This window comes from Paenibacillus timonensis (assembly GCF_022427145.1).
In the GTDB taxonomy this organism is placed as follows: domain Bacteria; phylum Bacillota; class Bacilli; order Paenibacillales; family Paenibacillaceae; genus Fontibacillus; species Fontibacillus timonensis.
On sequence record NZ_JAKSXN010000041.1, the window covers coordinates 1 to 16,126 of the forward strand.

Consider the following 16,126-nt stretch of genomic DNA (forward strand, 5'->3'; position numbering starts at 1 on the left):
TCATCTAAAATGCAAATTCGTTTCGTATCCAGTTTTCAAGGATTAAACCTTGAAACTTCATAATGTTCCCTGATAGCTCAGTCGGTAGAGCACTCGACTGTTAATCGAGTTGTCACAGGTTCGAGTCCTGTTCGGGGAGCCATTTTCTGGAGAGGTGTCCGAGTTGGCCGAAGGAGCACGATTGGAAATCGTGTAGGCGTCACAAGCGTCTCGAGGGTTCGAATCCCTCTCTCTCCGCCATAATCATTCAGTTCTAATGCATGGCCCGTTGGTCAAGGGGTTAAGACACCTCCCTTTCACGGAGGTAACAGGGGTTCGAATCCCCTACGGGTCATACCATTCCTTCATCAGTAATTTCAATCTTTACTTGATTTGTGATGAGGTTATCTGGTACAATAAAACTTGTCTTTTCCCATGGAGGCTTAGCTCAGCTGGGAGAGCATCTGCCTTACAAGCAGAGGGTCGGGGGTTCGATCCCCTCAGCCTCCACCATATCATTTCTTCTTACTGACGCGGGGTGGAGCAGCCCGGTAGCTCGTCGGGCTCATAACCCGAAGGCCGCAGGTTCAAATCCTGCCCCCGCAATTATCCTCGCAAGAGGATGGAATCATCTAGTGTGGAGCCGTGGTGTAGAGGCCTAACATGCCTGCCTGTCACGCAGGAGACCGCGGGTTCGAATCCCGTCGGCTCCGCCATTTAATTTCATAAATAAGGCTCGGTAGCTCAGTCGGTAGAGCAGAGGACTGAAAATCCTCGTGTCGGCGGTTCGATTCCGTCCCGAGCCACCATTCAAATTGATTGTTGAAGCGCCGGTGTAGCTCAACTGGTAGAGCAACTGACTTGTAATCAGTAGGTTGGGGGTTCAAGTCCTCTCGCCGGCACCACATGGAGGCTTAGCGAAGTGGCCAAACGCAGCAGACTGTAAATCTGTTCTCTGACGAGTTCGGTGGTTCGAATCCATCAGCCTCCACCAGTTTTATAGGGGCATAGTTTAAAGGTAGAACAAAGGTCTCCAAAACCTTTGGTGTGGGTTCAATTCCTGCTGCCCCTGCCACATTTTTTAAAACAGTAAAGTTCATATTATGGCGGTCGTGGCGAAGGGGTTAACGCACCGGATTGTGGCTCCGGCATTCGTGGGTTCAAGTCCCATCGATCGCCCCATTTACTAAACAATCAAATATAGTGGGGATTAGCCAAGCGGTAAGGCAACGGACTTTGACTCCGTCATGCATAGGTTCGAATCCTATATCCCCAGTATAAGCGGACGTGGCTCAGCGGTAGAGCATCGCCTTGCCAAGGCGAGGGTCGCGGGTTCGATTCCCGTCGTCCGCTCCATTTTTATATCATGGCGCCATAGCCAAGTGGTAAGGCACAGCTCTGCAAAAGCTTTATCCCCAGTTCGAGTCTGGGTGGCGCCTCCATTAACTGTTCGCGGGAGTGGCGGAATCGGCAGACGCACAGGACTTAAAATCCTGCGGTAGGTGACTACCGTACCAGTTCAAGTCTGGTCTTCCGCACTTTTGAACAATTTAATACATGCCGGTGTGGCGGAATTGGCAGACGCGCGCGACTCAAAATCGTGAGGGAAACCGTGGGGGTTCGAGTCCCTTCACCGGCATCAATATCTCAAACAGAAAGCATCAAGGATCTTAATCCTTGATGCTTTTTTGCGTTTATCCACGGTTGTGGGCACAGCGGAAGGAAATGAATAGATTAATCGTTTAGGGGGAAATTAATCCAAATAAATGTTTAAGGTGATTTATCATGTGGTCGACAATCGCAGCTTATCTCCCTGACTGGTCGACTTTCATGCTGGCCGGGGCTACCTTATTGATTCCTCTCCTCCTCTTTGCGTTGCATCGCTGGTTTCGCTCGGTTGTTACGGATAAGCACGGGCGCTCAGGAGGAGGCACAACGACGGACCGCGTTTCTCAGGGAACACGGAAAGATGCGGATTCGCAGCTATCCGGCGTATATGAAGCCGACCTTAAGCATCTTAAAGAAACGATCGGCCAAAATGATGACGTTCATTTTCGGGAATACGAACTTGCCGGCTTCGGTGCTCGCGCGGTACTGATCTTTGTTGACGGTATGCAAGAGGAACAGTTGATTGATAGCCATGTCATGCAGGTACTCATGCTGAAGTCGGATAACGGGGCGCAACTAGGGACGAAGTTTCCTCCGGCGGAAGAGCTAATCGCCTACTTCAAGCATAATCTACTGCCGGTTACCGAGCTGACGGAAGTCGTTGATGGACAGGAGCTTAGGGAATCGATTCTTGCAGGAAATACGGCTTTGATGGTTGAGGGAATGCCGTGTGCGTTGCTTGTAGGTACCCCCCGCGGGAAGGCCCGGGCAATAGCGGAGCCGACTTCGGAAGCGCTGCTGCGGGGGCCAAGACTGGGATTTACCGAGGTCCTGAGCGATAATACGGCGATGCTACGGCGCCAGGGACGTACGGAACAAATGGAGATCAAAAAGTACATTGTCGGCAACGTTATCAAGAAGGACCTGGCGATCGTCTACATGAAAGACATCGTGAATCCGGAGTTGCTGCAGGAAGTGGAGCAACGCGTTGCCAAGATCAATCTGGATTACATCGCCGAATCCGGCTATGTCGAGCAATTGATCGAAGACGACATCTTAAGTCCTTTTCAACAGGCGCAAAATACGGAACGGCCGGACCGGGTTATGAGCGCTTTGGTGGAAGGGAGAATCGCCTTGCTTCTGGATGGGACCCCCTTTGCGCTCATTGTTCCGGTGACATTCAGCATGCTGCTGCAGTCCCCAGAAGATTATTACGAACGATGGATGGCAGGGTCGCTTTTACGGATGCTGCGTTTTGTTGCCGCGTTTATGTCTCTCATGATCCCTTCGATGTATATTTCATTTATTTCTTTTCATCCCGGATTGATTCCGACCGAATTAGCCATCACGATCATCCAGGCACGCCAACGGGTTCCATTTCCTTCGTTGGTCGAAGTATTGATTATGGAAGTTTCGATCGAAATATTGCGGGAAGCGGGGGTTCGGCTGCCTAGGCCCATCGGCTCCGCGATGGGCATCGTCGGGGGTTTGATCATCGGGGAGGCCGCCGTTCAGGCAGGTATCGTCAGTCCGTTTCTGGTCATCGTCGTTTCGGTGACCGCCATCGCTTCCTTTTCGATCCCGATGTACAGTGTGGGAATTACGCTGAGAATGCTGCGATTCGTAGGCATGTTTTTTGCGGCTGCGCTGGGCATATTCGGCACGATCCTGTTTTTTCTGCTGATTTGCAGCCATCTGACCAAGCTGGAAAGCTTCGGAGTGCCCTATGTCACGCCCATCTCGCCGATCCGTATCCGCGACTGGAAGGACTTGTTCGTCCGCGCGCCTTTGACGTTAATGAAGCGCAGGCCCGAGATGTTGAAAACGGTCCGCAAACAACGCAGATCCTAAACCAACCGGAAAGCTAGGAGGGGCTCATATGTTTACTCGCACCGACGATAAAATCACCTCATCGCAAGCGGTCGTCTTTATAACCAACAGCGCCCTGGGAGTCGGCATTCTAACGTTGCCCCGTGACGTTACCGAAAAAATGCATACTCCGGATTCCTGGCTATCCGTATTGCTCGGGGGCGCCGTCGTGATGCTCGCGGTGCTGGTTATGGTTAAATTAAGCCAGCAGTTTCCGGGAAGCACGATTTTCGAGTTCGCCCCCAAAATTGCCGGGAAGGTGACGGGCAACATGATGTCCCTCCTGATAACCGGTTACTTTCTGGTGTTGGCCGGATTTGAGATTCGCGCTTTGGCGGAGGTGAATATCTTCTTTTTGCTGGAAGGGACCCCTATATGGGCGGTCATTATTCCGTTCATCTGGACGGCTGCCTATTTGACGTCCGGGGGAATCAATAGCATTGCCCGGTTGTTTCAAATTATTTTTCCCGTGAGCATCCTAGTTTTGCTGCTTAGCCTTTTTTTCAGCATGAGGATGTTTGATATCAATCATATGCGCCCATTTCTCGGCGAAGGTTTGCCTCCGGTGTTTAATGGCTTGAAGTCGACATTGCTCATTTTTACGGGCAGTGAAGTCGTTTTGTATTTGGTTGGCCATATGCAGCACCCCGAGAAAGCGGTTAAGGCGATATGGGGCGGCTTGAGCATTCCGTTCGTTCTTTATTTTTGCACCACCGTGATCGTCGTGGGCAGCATGTCGGTTGACGCCGTTCTAAGAAGTACCTGGCCGACGCTTGATCTTTTGCGAAGCTTTGAAGTCACCGGTTTGTTTTTTGAACGGTTTGAATTTCCGTTTTTGGTCATCTGGTTGATGCAGATGTTTTGCAACTTCACCATCTTTTTCTTTACTACGGTCTTGGGCGTTTCGAAAATCATGCGCATCAAATTCCCTGCCGCGCTTTTTTCGCTGATGCCGGTGGTTTTTATCGTCGCTCTTATCCCCAAAAACATGAACGACTTATTTACGCTTGGCAGTGCGGTCGGAAATGCCGGCGTCATTATTTTCGCTTTAGTGACGGTGCCGTTATCCGTCATCTACCTTATTCGGAGGAAGGGACTCAAACCGCATGCGTAGGAATCGTATTTTGTCGCTGTTCCTTGCCGCCGGCTTGCTTGCGGTGCAAACAGGCTGTTGGAGCAGTAAAGAAATCGAAGATTTAAGCATGTATATCGGATTGGCTTTGGACACGGGAGAACCGACGGCCGTTGAACGGGAGCTGGAGAAACAAGGAGGAGACTATCCCAAACGGAACCTGATTACGGCTACCATCCAGATCGTTCCGATGGGAAACGTCAGCAACAACAAACAGCAAGGGAGTCAAGGGAGAGGAAAGGAATATCTGAATACGTCGGAAACCGGGGATTCTCTGTTTGAAATCATGCGGCAGTATTCGCTAAGCCGGGATCGGACGGTCATCGGCCACCATTTGAAGGTGATCGTCGTATCTACCGAACTGGCTCGGAAGCAAAGTATCGACAAACTGATGGATTTCGTGCTTCGCGATAACGATATACGACCGAGCTGCATCGTATTATTGAGCGAAGGGAAGGCGAGGAAAACGCTGGAAATGGCGCATCCCGGAGAAACCCCCGCCTTCAAGCTGAGGGACATGCTGCGACAACGCTTTAGAACGGGCAAAATCATGAAAGAAGTGAATCTGACCGAGCTGGATGAGAGGTTGGGCTCCAAGCAGAGCTTTCTCCTGCAGGAAGTGTCCACAGACGGCGAGGAAGCGAAGTTCGCGGGGGCGGGGATTATCAAGGGGGAGACCGGCAAATGGATCGGCACATTGGATCAAACGGACGTGGAGAGCATAGCCTGGATTCAAGGCGATGTCAAAGGCGGGGTGATCAAAAGCTATGATTGGCGAAATGAAACGATCACTTACGAGATTGAAGACGCGAAGAGCCAAATCACCCCCCGGATCGAGGGAGAGCGGCTTTCGTTTCATGTCAAGATCGAATCGGAAGGGCGGTTAATCGAGAACTGGGATCTTGAGGAAGATCCCACGAAAACCGAATTTTTGGAGAAAGCAAAGAAAATCTTTGAAAAAAGGCTGAACCAAATGCTCGAAACGGTAATGCAGAAAATGCAGTCGGAATATAAAACCGATGTGGCCGGGTTCGGCAACCGGTTGAGGATCACGCACCCTAAGTACTGGAAGAAGGTTGAAGACCATTGGGACGACGTTTTCAGCCAAACGCCAGTGACCTTTGACATCCAATTCACGATTACGGATTACGGTGCGTCCAAGAAATGAACTGAGTTTTCGGCAGCCAAAAGTAAGGCCAAAGAATCGATTGGATAACCAACGGATCCTTTGGCCTTTTTACGTCAATGATAGGCGTTATTCCGGCAGTTCTTCGCTATCTTCCGTCGCATGCGGCTTCACGGACAACCCGCCCGCTTCGCGAATCAGCTCGAAGTAATGGTCGCCCCGGACCACTTCAAATTCCGGTCCAAGCGCTTCGCTCATGGCTGCCACATCCGAAGGCGTCAAGCTCCATGCCAGCAGCCCCAGCGAGACAAACAGCGGGGATTCCCCGTCCCAATTCGCTTTCGCTTGCTCCAGGATACGAAGGCCGTCCTGAACGGTACTGATGCCTTGGATGGTCGATACCGGCAGAGAGTCGTTTACGATCTCCACTCCGTGGCGATCTTCCCAGCTCAGGAACAAGCCGGGCGCTTTGTAATAACGCTCATAGGCCTCAGCATAAGTTGTGCCAAGAGGCACGTTGTTGCCGTCGATCCGGTTCAGTACGTAAGTGAGGTTCATGCCGGATTTTTGCATGTATTTATAGGACTTCTTCAGGTAATCCACAAAAGTGTCTTCCGGCCAGGCCGCCGGGTAGAAATAGCCGGCGCCGGACGGTCCGGCGATGATCAAATCGTTCGGGGTAGCCGTCTGCCGGAAATAGTTCAGCATGGCCGGTGCGCCGTCGTACAGCAGCGGGCTGGACGTCCAGTTGATCGGCACTTGACCGCGGGCGGGATCATCCCACAGGATCCGCATGCGATGCTGATTGTATTGGAAATTGTCGCCTTCGCTGAAGGTGTACGTAACATAGATTTTGTTCTCTAATGGCGGCGCAGGCGGTGCCTGAGTGTTCACTTGCTTCGCTTGGGTGCCGGAGAAGACGGTCAGGTTGCTGAACCAGTCGGCGGCCAAGACGTAAACGCCATAATTGGAGGTCACTTCGACGGAGCTGAATTCACCGGCCACGTCATTGCTGAACCAGCCAAGATAAGGCGTACCCGGCTCGACATCAGCCAAGATTTTCTCGAATAGAGCCCTTTGTTCCGGATCATTCACTTCCAGCCAGAACACCATCGCTTTGTTGGCAACGGCATAATCGCGCAGATAACCATACGGCTCCCGTTGCTCCGAGGACGGCGGCTGTATGCTGCCGGCGGATACCTTATACTGGTTCCACATCGTGACGGACGCGGTTAGTTCTTGCGTGCCCGCCGGGGGATCAAAGCGGTAAACGAAGTATCTTCCGTTATCGGCGAAACGGTGGCCGCCATCCCCGGCTGACACCTGGGAGTCTTGCCGATCGTAGAGGAAGGGTTCCTCTTCCGGCGTACCGGGGATGAACTGGGCGATCGTTTGACCGTCGGCCTTGATTACCACTTCATGTACCGCCGAACCCCATCCGTCTTGCGTAAAAGCATCGTCAAAACGTAAATAGACGGCGTCTCCGCCCATAAACGGCGTGAGATCCAGATCATAGGTGTCTTTATTGCTGGCGTCGCGAATCTGCTCGGTCTCCTCCGCAATCACCTCAAACGATTCGGGAAGTCCTGAGGGAATTTTTACGGCGGTGGTAGGGCTAAGTCCGATCAGCATGCGGTGCGTCGTTTGTTTCCACAGATGTTCATATTGCCAAGTGTAGGCGTCCATCCGGTCCTGAAACCGGCCGCGCAGATCGTCAAGCACTTTCAGGCGGTAGGGGGAGGCCTCGAGTTGCGAAGCGATTTCAGGGCTGGCGACGATCGCGTTCTTGAGACCAGCCAAGGTGGTTGCGACGTTTATCGAATCAGGAACTTCGGGATCGTAGATGATGATGCCTTTCACTTCATTTTTGTATTTCTTCACAAGATCCCAGGCCTCGTCGTGCAGCTGATAAGGAACGTTGAGATCGTTCAGCCAAGTCAACTTGCCCTCTTCTTCATTCTCCAGCAAGTAGATGCGGGGTTCCGAACGATTGATGACGCCTTGGAGCGTTGCCAACATCAGCCGAATGTCGCCCGGCGAGTTCACCACATCGGCTACGTCAAGCCGTTTTACTTTCCCAAAGTTTGGAAGCGCTTGCGATTTAGGCCAGCTGATCGTGTTCTTGGACGCTGACTCAGTTGAGGATTGCGCTGTTGCAGAGGTGGTACCAAAGGATAAGGACATTGTGCAGAATAAAACGAAACAAGTCATCGTTATTTTGCGAAACAAATGCGTTCACCTCGTATCCTCTTAATGTAGGGCCATCGTTCATTCAGGTGTTCTCTAGAAAGCCGGATACACGAATTCCCTCCTTTTATCGGCCGATTGTGGAATACAAACGATAGCACCTGTATAATATGTTTAATATATCCAATAATGATTGTCAAGCAAGGATGCGAGATGAAATGGATTGACGAAATGCTATAAATGATATAATGTGAATATATGGGAGAGTAAATAGATAGGAGAAGTCTTATGCAAAACGAACGTAAACCGTTATATATGCAGATTCAACAGCACTTCAAGGATATGATCGTGCAGGGCAGGTTGAGGGAGAACGATAAGATCCCCTCGGAAAAAGAACTGATGGAGCAGTTCGACGTTAGCCGAATTACGGTAGCCAATGCGCTGATGCAGCTGGCGAAGGACGGTTGGATCTACCGGATCCCCGGGAGGGGCAGCTTTGTCAGCGAAGGGATCGGCGAGCTGCTGCATCGCCATCAAGGTTCGGCGTCGCCCGACGTTACGTCCAGAACGGCGCTGGATGGAAATGCGGGAATGTTGGTGCACAACGCAGGTGCTGCCGATGCTTTGCTGGGGGGCGGTGAAGCTGCACTCCAAACTTCGGGGCGTACTACGATCGGGCTGGTTATGCCGATGCTGGTGGACTATTTTGCTATCCGGCTGCTTCAAGGGATCAATAACATCATTGCCGACAGTCCTTACAGCCTGCAGATCGTTTTAACGTACAATTCCATTGATCGGGAGAAAGAAGCGATCAAAGACTTGATCCGCAAAGGGGCAGCCGGGTTGATTATTTTTCCGTGCGACGCGGAGACGTACAACGAAGAGATCTTGTCCCTCAAGATGCGCGGCTACCCGTTTGTCTTGATCGACCGGTATTTGCCCGGAGTGGCTACGAACTTATCGCGCAGCGACGGCATGATTGGCGGACAGCTTGCCGTTGATTATTTGTGGAGCCTGGGACATCGTGAGATCGCGATCTGCTCCGATTCGCCGCTGCCCACGATTACGGTGGAGGAGCGGATCAACGGATACATGGAAGCCCTCAAGCAGAAGGAAGCGATGATTAATCCGGCGCTGATCTTAACCGACTTCAACGTGGACTATAGCGAAATCGACAAGAAACATCCGCTGTACCGGTTTATCAAGAACCAGATTGCCACCGCTTATATTACCTTAAACGGACGCCTTGGCCTGCACATCTACTCGATTTGCAAGGAACTAGGCCTCAAGGTGCCGGAGGACGTCTCGATCCTCACGTTCGACGACCCTTCGCCGGGGCTGCATGAATGGGGGTACTTCTCGCATATTTCCCAATCGGAGGTCGAGATGGGGGAAGCGGCAGCGCGTATCCTGCTGGACATCTTCCAAAAGCCCGACGCCAAGGAGCCGGGATACACCAAAGTGATCCTCGAGCCCAAATTGATCGAAAGCCAATCCACGGGACCGCTGCGGAAACGGACCACGTAACTAGGAAATGATCGCTTGGACATCTGCTTGCTTACTTGCAAGCGGGTGTCTTTTTTTGCGACAAATTAGCGATAAATGATATATCTAATATCTTGACATAAATGACATAGTGAAATATAGTTAATAATACAAATGGATTATCAGCTAACAACCAATGCTTAATCAGTGCACTTCACAGTAAGGAGGGTTGCTTGGACGATGGAAAATGCGGGATTACGGGAGCGGAAAATACCGCTGCAGCGCAGGTTGGGAAGACACAAGGATGCTTGGATCGCCGCCGTTATCCTAGTGCCGATGTTTTTGGTTTGGCTTGTGGTTTCAGGTTTTCCTACGTTGTTCGGGTTCGTGCTGGGTTTCTTTGAATGGGTGGGGTTGGCGGATACGCCTAATTTCATCTGGTTTGATAACTTTGTCAGCTTTTTTCAGAACCCGGTGTACACGGATGCGTTGTGGAGATCGATATGGCTGGGCGGACTGGTCACGGTCATTACGCTTGGGGCGGGTTTCTTCGCCGCATTGCTGATGAATATGCCGCTGTTCGGCAAAGGCTTTTACCGTTCAATTTGGTATATTCCTGCCATCACAGCAACGGTTGCGACGACGCAAGTATTCAACATTTTTCTGGATTCGAACAATGGGGTCATTAACAACATATTGAAGGCTTTGGGCAAGGAACCCATCGTATGGCAATATTCCGTCGGATGGGGCATCTTCTGGATCGTGGTCTACTCCGTCTGGAAAGGGGTGGGCGGGGCGGCGTTAATATGGCTGGCTGGTCTGCAATCCGTGGATCTGTCCTTGTACGAGGCAGCGGAGATCGACGGTGCGGGACGATGGAATAAGCTGCGATACGTCACGTTGCCGGGGCTTAAACCGATCGCGACATATATCGTCATTACGAATCTGATCGCGGCGATCCAGATTTACGAGCAGGTGCTGTTTATCACCAACGGCGGGCCTTACGGGCAAACCGAGGTGCTGGTGTTCCGCATTTACCGGGACGGCTTCTGGGACTTCAACTTGGGTATGGCCGGCGCTTCTTCGCTGATTATGGCGTTGATCGTCATCGTCGCGACCGTATTGTACTACAATTGGTCAACGAAATCCGACAGACGGACGACCATTCCGCTGAAACCCGTCAAAGCCGCGAGAAAGGAGGCGCCTCCGCATGCCCAGTCCACTAAACGCCAGGGTTAGCAAGCAGTTTAAGCCCGTTCATTTGCTGGGACATCTCGTATTGCTTGGCGTTGGGATCATTTTGCTGTACCCGCTGATTTTCATGGTGCTTGCCGGGTTTTTTACCAAGACGGAATTTTCCTCGACGGTGTTAGGCATTTTCCCGATCCCTAAAGCGCCAACGCTGGAAAACTTCAAGGCGCTGATCGCCGGGTCCACGGACACGGCAGTAGCTACCTATATGAAAAACTCACTCATACGTACGGCCTACAATACGTTTTGGGCGATTTTGACTTCGTTTTTGGCCGGATACGTGTTCGCGCGACTTCGATTTAAGGGACGGGATGCGCTTTTTCTGATTCTGCTTGCCACGCAAATGATTCCCGGCACGCTGGCCATCATTCCGACGTACCTTGAATTCGCCCGTTTTCCGTTCGCCGGAGGCAACGACGTGTTCACAGGAGGAACCGGAATTCTTAACTCCTGGTGGGTCTACTTGATCGGCGGTCCTAGCATCAACATCATGGGGACGTTTCTCGTGAAGCAGTCGCTGGAGAAGGTGCCGCTGGAAATCGACGAAGCCGCCATCGTGGACGGGGCCGGGACGTTTCGGCTGATCTTCCAAATCCTGTTCCCGCTGCAGCTTCCGATTATGGCGTTTATCGCGATCACGACGGCACTGGGGACGTGGAATGATTTTATTACGCCGTTCTTCTATACGACCAACGACAATTTGCAAACGCTTCCGGCGGCTATTACACGGATATCTTCCGTTGGGGCCAGTCCCGGCGCCGTGATCAACTACCCGATGATCATTACCTTAAGTTTAGGGATTACCATTCCGGCCTTGCTGATCTTTGCTTTCTTCCAGAAGTATATTGTGCAGGGCTTAGCCAACACAGGCATCAAAGGTTAGAGGGATAAACATCAGTGCTGAAACTTAACTGGACGAACACTCATCATGAAAAAAACTATTTTTGGAGGGGTTCAAGCATGTTGAAAAAAATGCACGTCATGTTTCTATCGCTGTTGATCATCGCCTTGTTAGCAGCTTGCGGTTCGGGGGGAGGCAATACGGGCGGCAATCAGGCCGCGAATGACCCGGGAACGAACCAGAACCAGCCATCCGGCAATGACGAGAAACCGTCGGCGGAAGGCACGACCATAACGGTGCTGAATGAAGGCGCTGTGGCGGTTGGCGTGGGGGTTCTTGGCGATCTGCTGGAGAAGAAGAAGCAACAAACGATCGCCGACGAGACGCTGAACCCGCGGATCACGGAAGAGGATTTCAATTATACGCCCGGTCAACCGTTGAAGAAAGCCGGCGTATTCCCGTACTATTACCAATCGATCATGAACGAGAAATTGCAAAGTAAGAACATTACGGTCAAAACCGAGGACTGGGGCTGGGGCGAACCGCTGATCCAGAAGCAGACGGCGGGATTCCTGGCGAAAAACGTGCCCGACATCATCGTTGGGGAAACGCAAATGCCTGGGTTTGCCCAGCAGGGATTGCTAGAGCCGTTCCCGGACGACATGGCGCAGGAAATCCGCGACAATGTCGCGCCGGCCGCCTGGAAGCCGATGGAGTATGACGGCAAGATTTATGGTTTTGCCTCGCAGCCTGGCGTCAGCAGCTTGTTCTGGAACAAGAAGCTGGTGAAGGACGCGGGTCTTGACCCTGACAAAGCGCCGGCGACCTGGGATGAACTGCTGGCTAACGTGCAGAAGGTGACTGAAGCGGGCGGCGGAAAGTTCTTCGGCGGCGGGGTATACGCCGGGCCGAATGCCGGCGGGTACTTGCGGTATGGTACACTACTAGTAATCAATGGCGGAGGATTTGCCGATGATCAAGGCCAACCTGTTTTCAACTCCGACGCCAACGTGGAGACGGTGCAGTTCCTGAAAGAACTCAACGCGAACCATCCTGCCGGATTGATGGCGAACACGAATGAAGGAACTTATTTCGACGCGTTCAAAAAAGGCCAAATCGCTTATCTGATCGACGGACCATGGCGGGCGATCGAAAGCTCGCAAATCGGGATCGATTACGGGATGTCGCAAATTCCGCTGTCTTCGGACGGCAAAGCCGGCAATATCACGATTGGCGCAGCGTTCCATGCGGTGCCGAAGGATGCGAAAAACAAGGAAGCCGCTTTCGAGTACATCCGCACGATGTATAGCGAGGAAATCCAGCAGCTGATCGCCGATACGGGCGTACGTTCGCCGGTATTGAAATCGGTCGCCGAAACCGATGCTTACAAAGCCGCGCACCCGGAAATGTACCAGCATTATCTGGCGATGGCGGGCAATGTGCAGGGGCTGCCGACGTTTGCCAAGGAAGATTCGAAGATCTGGCAAATCTTTGGCGAGGCCGTAACTAAAGCGTTGATGACCAAAGGGGACATCAAGGGCATTCTGGACGAGGCGCAGAAGAGAGCGGAGGCCATTACGAAGTAAATTACATTGAAAGAGTGATGCTGCATGCCTTATGAAACGAATCACATCATGACCCAAAAGGCCAAGCAAAGGCTTGCCAAATTGCAGGAGTACATTTACCGCCCGATCGCCGGGCTTGAGGTTGAAGCTTGGGTGACGAAGGAGCCGGTCCCTTATGCCGAGCGGAAAAGCGGTCAGTACGTCCGCCTTCAGCCCGGGGATAAATGGGGTGAGCTGTGGGATTGCGCCTGGTTTCATTTTCAAGGAACCGTACCGGAAACGGCTGCCGGCCAAAAAATCGTTCTGCTGATCGATATCAACGGAGAATTATGTCTCGTGGACGAAGCGGGATCCCCACGTCAAGGCTTAACGAATGTGAGCTCCGAGTTCGACTACAGCCTGGGGCGGCCCGGCAAGCGGGTGGTGGACGTCAGTGCCGCCGCCCGGGGCGGGGAAGCCATCGATCTCTGGGGAGACGGCGGGTGTAATGACTTGTTTGGCCATTATCGCAGCGGGACGCTGAAGGAAGCGGTCATTGCCGTTTGCCGCGAGGAAGCCCGGCAATTGGCCTACGACCTGGAGGTGTTGATCGAGCTGGTCGAACAACTGCCGGATACGAGCGCCAGAAAAGCCCAGGTCCTGCAATCCGTGTACGAGGCAGCTCATCTGCTGGCGGAGGTCAATGAGGAATCGGTGCGTTTGGCAAAGTCGCGGGTGGCTTGCGAACTGGCGAAAAAAGGCGGAGATCCCGTCTTGACCGTCAGCGCCATCGGGCATGCGCACATCGATTTGGCCTGGCTGTGGCCGATCCGCGAGACGATTCGCAAAGGGGCCCGCACCTTCTCGACGGCGCTGCGGAACATGGAGAAGTATCCGAATTACGTGTTCGGCGCAAGTCAGCCGCAACTGTATCAGTGGATGAAGGAGCATTATCCGCAGCTTTACGCCGAAGTGAAAGAACGCATTCGCGAGGGCCGCTGGGAAGCGCAGGGCGCGATGTGGGTCGAACCGGATACGAACATCTCCGGCGGCGAGGCGTTGGTGCGGCAGATCCTGTATGGCAAGCGGTTTTTCCGGGAGGAGTTCGGCAAGGACATGAAGGTGTTATGGCTGCCGGACGTCTTCGGTTATACGGGCAGCCTGCCGCAGCTGCTCAAGAAGTCCGGCGTTGACTATATGATGACGCAGAAGCTCTCGTGGAGCACCTACAACACGCATCCGCACCACAGCTTCCTCTGGGAAGGCATCGACGGGACGAAGGTGCTGACGCACCTTCCGCCGGAGGATACCTACAACAGCCCGGCGGCCCCGCGGTCGCTGGCCAAAATCGAGCAGGCTTACCTCGACCGCAACGTCTCGGGACATGCGCTGATGCTGTTCGGGATCGGCGACGGCGGCGGCGGACCTGGGGAAGAACACCTGGAGCGGCTCGAACGGGAGCAAAACCTCTTGGGATTGCCGCCGGTTGTTCAGGAGCCGTCGATCACCTTCTTCGAGCGGTTGGAACAGGAGGCTTCCCGTTTCCAAACCTACCGCGGCGAGCTGTATCTTGAGAAGCATCAAGGGACGTTGACCACGCAGGCGCGCAACAAATGGTATAACCGTAAGCTGGAAAAAGCGCTGCGCGAGCTGGAATTCGCCGCATCGCTGCAGCTCGCGCTCGGCGATAGCCCGGCAGGATACCCGACCGCCCGGCTGGAGGAGATCTGGAAGGAAGCGTTGTTGTACCAGTTCCATGATATTTTGCCGGGTTCCTCGATCACGCGCGTATACGACGAGTCGTTGGAACGCTACGCCAAGCTGCTTGGCGAAGTCCGGGCGATGACCGCGGAAGCCTACGGGCGTGCGGCCGGCCGATCCGGCGCTGCTGACGGCGAGATCGTTCTGTTTAATTCCCTGCCGTGGGAGCGGCGGGAATGGGTAGAGATCGGCGGCAGCTGGCAGTACGTGCAGGTGCCGGCGATGGGCTGGCGCGAGTTGAAGCAGGCTGCGGCAGAGGCGCCGGTAGAGGTGCTGATCGGCGAGGAGCTCCGGCTGGAAAACGAACGCCTTCGGGTTGGGTTCGCCGAGAACGGCAGCATCGTTTCGCTATACGACAAAGCCGCCGGACGCGAAGCGGTCCAACCGGGCACAGAGGCGAACGTATTTACGGTCTACCACGACGACGGCGATGCTTGGGATTTCCCGCGCGATTATCGCGATACGAACGCCGGGACGATGACGCTGGAAAGCCGGCGGGCTTACGTCTCGGGGCCGCAGGCGGTCGTCGAGCAGGTTTACCGCTATGGAGAGTCGACGTTGAAGCAAACGATCCGGTTGCTGCAGGGCGATGACCTGCTGCGATTCGACACGGAAGCGGATTGGCGGGAGACGGGGAAAATGCTGCGGGTCGCTTTTCCGGTGTCCGTCGTCAGCGATCAAGTGAACTGCGAAATTCAGTTTGGAGTCTTGAAACGGCCGACGACCCGGAACAACGCGATCGAGTTTGCCCGGGACGAAATCTGCGCTCACCATTATCTAGACCTGTCACAGCCGGATTACGGGGTGGCGCTGCTGAACGACAGCAAATACGGACACCGCGCGGAAGGCAGCGTGCTGGATCTGAACCTGCTGCGCAGCCCAGGGTATCCGGATCCGCAGGCCGATCGGGCGGGGCACCGCTTCACTTACGCCTTGTATCCGCATGCAGGCGACTTCATCCAGGCCGGCGTGTACCGTAAAGGGTATGAGCTGAATATTCCGCTTGCCTCGGTTGAGGCGATCTCTGTAACGGCCCAAGACAGCGTGAAGGCTGACGGTAGCTTAGGCACGAAGCCGCTCCTATCGGTCGACCATCCGAATGTCATGGTAGAAGCCGTCAAAAAAGCCGAGGATAGCGATCATCTCATCGTTCGGCTATATGAGACGGCAGGAGCCGGGGCGGATAGCGAGCTGAGCTTCGGTCCGGCTTGCCGGACCATCGAAGAGGTGAACCTGATGGAGGAACCCATCGCGCTGCTGGCAGAAAATACGGATCGGGTTCGCTTGAATTTTACACCGTTCGAGATCAAAACGATTCGCGTTCAGTTGGCTTAATGAATCAT

Annotated in this window: 9 protein-coding genes and 16 tRNA genes; 24 read left to right on the forward strand and 1 reads right to left on the reverse strand. The window is 53.5% G+C overall.

The annotated features are described in order from the left end of the window. Positions 1–66: 66 nt before the first annotated feature. The 19 genes from MJ257_RS16210 to MJ257_RS16300 all read left to right on the forward strand — a co-directional run bounded on the left by MJ257_RS16210 (position 67) and on the right by MJ257_RS16300 (position 5,756). A tRNA-Asn gene (locus MJ257_RS16210) sits at positions 67–142 on the forward strand. Positions 143–148: 6 nt separating this feature from the next. Beyond that, positions 149–240, forward strand: a tRNA-Ser gene (locus MJ257_RS16215). A gap of 22 nt (positions 241–262) precedes the next feature. Next, positions 263–334, forward strand: a tRNA-Glu gene (locus tag MJ257_RS16220). An 82-nt stretch (positions 335–416) separates the two neighbouring features. Further along, positions 417–492 (forward strand) — tRNA-Val (locus MJ257_RS16225). 19 nt (positions 493–511) lie between these two features. After that, positions 512–585: transfer RNA gene (locus MJ257_RS16230), tRNA-Met, on the forward strand. 33 nt (positions 586–618) lie between these two features. Then, positions 619–695: transfer RNA gene (locus tag MJ257_RS16235), tRNA-Asp, on the forward strand. Between the two features lie 17 nt (positions 696–712). After that, a tRNA-Phe gene (locus MJ257_RS16240) sits at positions 713–788 on the forward strand. 20 nt (positions 789–808) lie between these two features. After that, positions 809–884: transfer RNA gene (locus tag MJ257_RS16245), tRNA-Thr, on the forward strand. Positions 885–887: 3 nt separating this feature from the next. Next, positions 888–973, forward strand: a tRNA-Tyr gene (locus MJ257_RS16250). Between the two features lie 7 nt (positions 974–980). Then, positions 981–1,054 (forward strand) — tRNA-Trp (locus MJ257_RS16255). 31 nt (positions 1,055–1,085) lie between these two features. Then, positions 1,086–1,161 (forward strand) — tRNA-His (locus MJ257_RS16260). A 22-nt stretch (positions 1,162–1,183) separates the two neighbouring features. Further along, positions 1,184–1,255, forward strand: a tRNA-Gln gene (locus MJ257_RS16265). Between the two features lie 5 nt (positions 1,256–1,260). Further along, a tRNA-Gly gene (locus MJ257_RS16270) sits at positions 1,261–1,335 on the forward strand. A gap of 12 nt (positions 1,336–1,347) precedes the next feature. Then, positions 1,348–1,421 (forward strand) — tRNA-Cys (locus tag MJ257_RS16275). Positions 1,422–1,431: 10 nt separating this feature from the next. Continuing rightward, a tRNA-Leu gene (locus MJ257_RS16280) sits at positions 1,432–1,517 on the forward strand. A gap of 21 nt (positions 1,518–1,538) precedes the next feature. Then, positions 1,539–1,618 (forward strand) — tRNA-Leu (locus MJ257_RS16285). A 146-nt stretch (positions 1,619–1,764) separates the two neighbouring features. Beyond that, entirely contained in the window at positions 1,765–3,438 is a 1,674-nt protein-coding gene (locus tag MJ257_RS16290; protein WP_240270233.1) for a spore germination protein, read from the forward strand. 28 nt (positions 3,439–3,466) lie between these two features. Further along, positions 3,467–4,570, forward strand: a complete 1,104-nt coding sequence (locus MJ257_RS16295; protein ID WP_240270234.1) for a GerAB/ArcD/ProY family transporter — start codon at positions 3,467–3,469, stop codon at positions 4,568–4,570. Next, entirely contained in the window at positions 4,563–5,756 is a 1,194-nt protein-coding gene (locus MJ257_RS16300) for a Ger(x)C family spore germination protein (RefSeq protein ID WP_240270235.1), read from the forward strand. Before MJ257_RS16295 ends, MJ257_RS16300 begins: the two co-directional genes overlap by 8 nt. Positions 5,757–5,843: 87 nt before the next feature. On the opposite strand, the gene MJ257_RS16305 is transcribed toward MJ257_RS16300, so the two are convergent. After that, positions 5,844–7,760 (reverse strand): GxGYxYP domain-containing protein, encoded by a 1,917-nt coding sequence (locus tag MJ257_RS16305; RefSeq protein ID WP_240270236.1) that lies wholly within the window; start codon positions 7,758–7,760, stop codon positions 5,844–5,846. A gap of 429 nt (positions 7,761–8,189) precedes the next feature. Between MJ257_RS16305 and MJ257_RS16310 the strand changes: the two genes are divergently transcribed. The 5 genes from MJ257_RS16310 (at position 8,190) to MJ257_RS16330 (ending at position 16,118) form a co-directional block, all read left to right on the forward strand. After that, positions 8,190–9,428, forward strand: coding sequence for a GntR family transcriptional regulator (locus tag MJ257_RS16310; protein ID WP_240270237.1), 1,239 nt, complete (start codon positions 8,190–8,192; stop codon positions 9,426–9,428). Between the two features lie 198 nt (positions 9,429–9,626). Continuing rightward, on the forward strand, positions 9,627–10,625 hold the full coding sequence (locus MJ257_RS16315) for a carbohydrate ABC transporter permease (RefSeq protein WP_240270238.1): 999 nt from the start codon (positions 9,627–9,629) through the stop codon (positions 10,623–10,625). Beyond that, positions 10,597–11,520 carry a carbohydrate ABC transporter permease gene (locus MJ257_RS16320; RefSeq protein WP_240270239.1) on the forward strand — a complete coding sequence of 308 codons (924 nt, stop codon included), beginning with the start codon at positions 10,597–10,599 and terminating at the stop codon, positions 11,518–11,520. Before MJ257_RS16315 ends, MJ257_RS16320 begins: the two co-directional genes overlap by 29 nt. Before the next feature lie 77 nt (positions 11,521–11,597). Continuing rightward, entirely contained in the window at positions 11,598–13,064 is a 1,467-nt protein-coding gene (locus MJ257_RS16325; protein ID WP_240270240.1) for an extracellular solute-binding protein, read from the forward strand. Between the two features lie 48 nt (positions 13,065–13,112). Further along, positions 13,113–16,118 (forward strand): alpha-mannosidase, encoded by a 3,006-nt coding sequence (locus tag MJ257_RS16330; protein ID WP_240270241.1) that lies wholly within the window; start codon positions 13,113–13,115, stop codon positions 16,116–16,118. Positions 16,119–16,126 lie beyond the last annotated feature (8 nt).

Excerpts from the sequence above, each read along its gene's own strand:
- MJ257_RS16290 (WP_240270233.1), top strand. The coding sequence starts at position 1,765 with ATGTGGTCGACAATCGCAGCTTATCTCCCTGACTGGTCGACTTTCATG.
- MJ257_RS16295 (WP_240270234.1), top strand. The coding sequence starts at position 3,467 with ATGTTTACTCGCACCGACGATAAAATCACCTCATCGCAAGCGGTCGTC.
- MJ257_RS16300 (WP_240270235.1), top strand. The coding sequence starts at position 4,563 with ATGCGTAGGAATCGTATTTTGTCGCTGTTCCTTGCCGCCGGCTTGCTT.
- MJ257_RS16310 (WP_240270237.1), top strand. The coding sequence starts at position 8,190 with ATGCAAAACGAACGTAAACCGTTATATATGCAGATTCAACAGCACTTC.
- MJ257_RS16315 (WP_240270238.1), top strand. The coding sequence starts at position 9,627 with ATGGAAAATGCGGGATTACGGGAGCGGAAAATACCGCTGCAGCGCAGG.
- MJ257_RS16320 (WP_240270239.1), top strand. The coding sequence starts at position 10,597 with ATGCCCAGTCCACTAAACGCCAGGGTTAGCAAGCAGTTTAAGCCCGTT.
- MJ257_RS16325 (WP_240270240.1), top strand. The coding sequence starts at position 11,598 with ATGTTGAAAAAAATGCACGTCATGTTTCTATCGCTGTTGATCATCGCC.
- MJ257_RS16330 (WP_240270241.1), top strand. The coding sequence starts at position 13,113 with ATGACCCAAAAGGCCAAGCAAAGGCTTGCCAAATTGCAGGAGTACATT.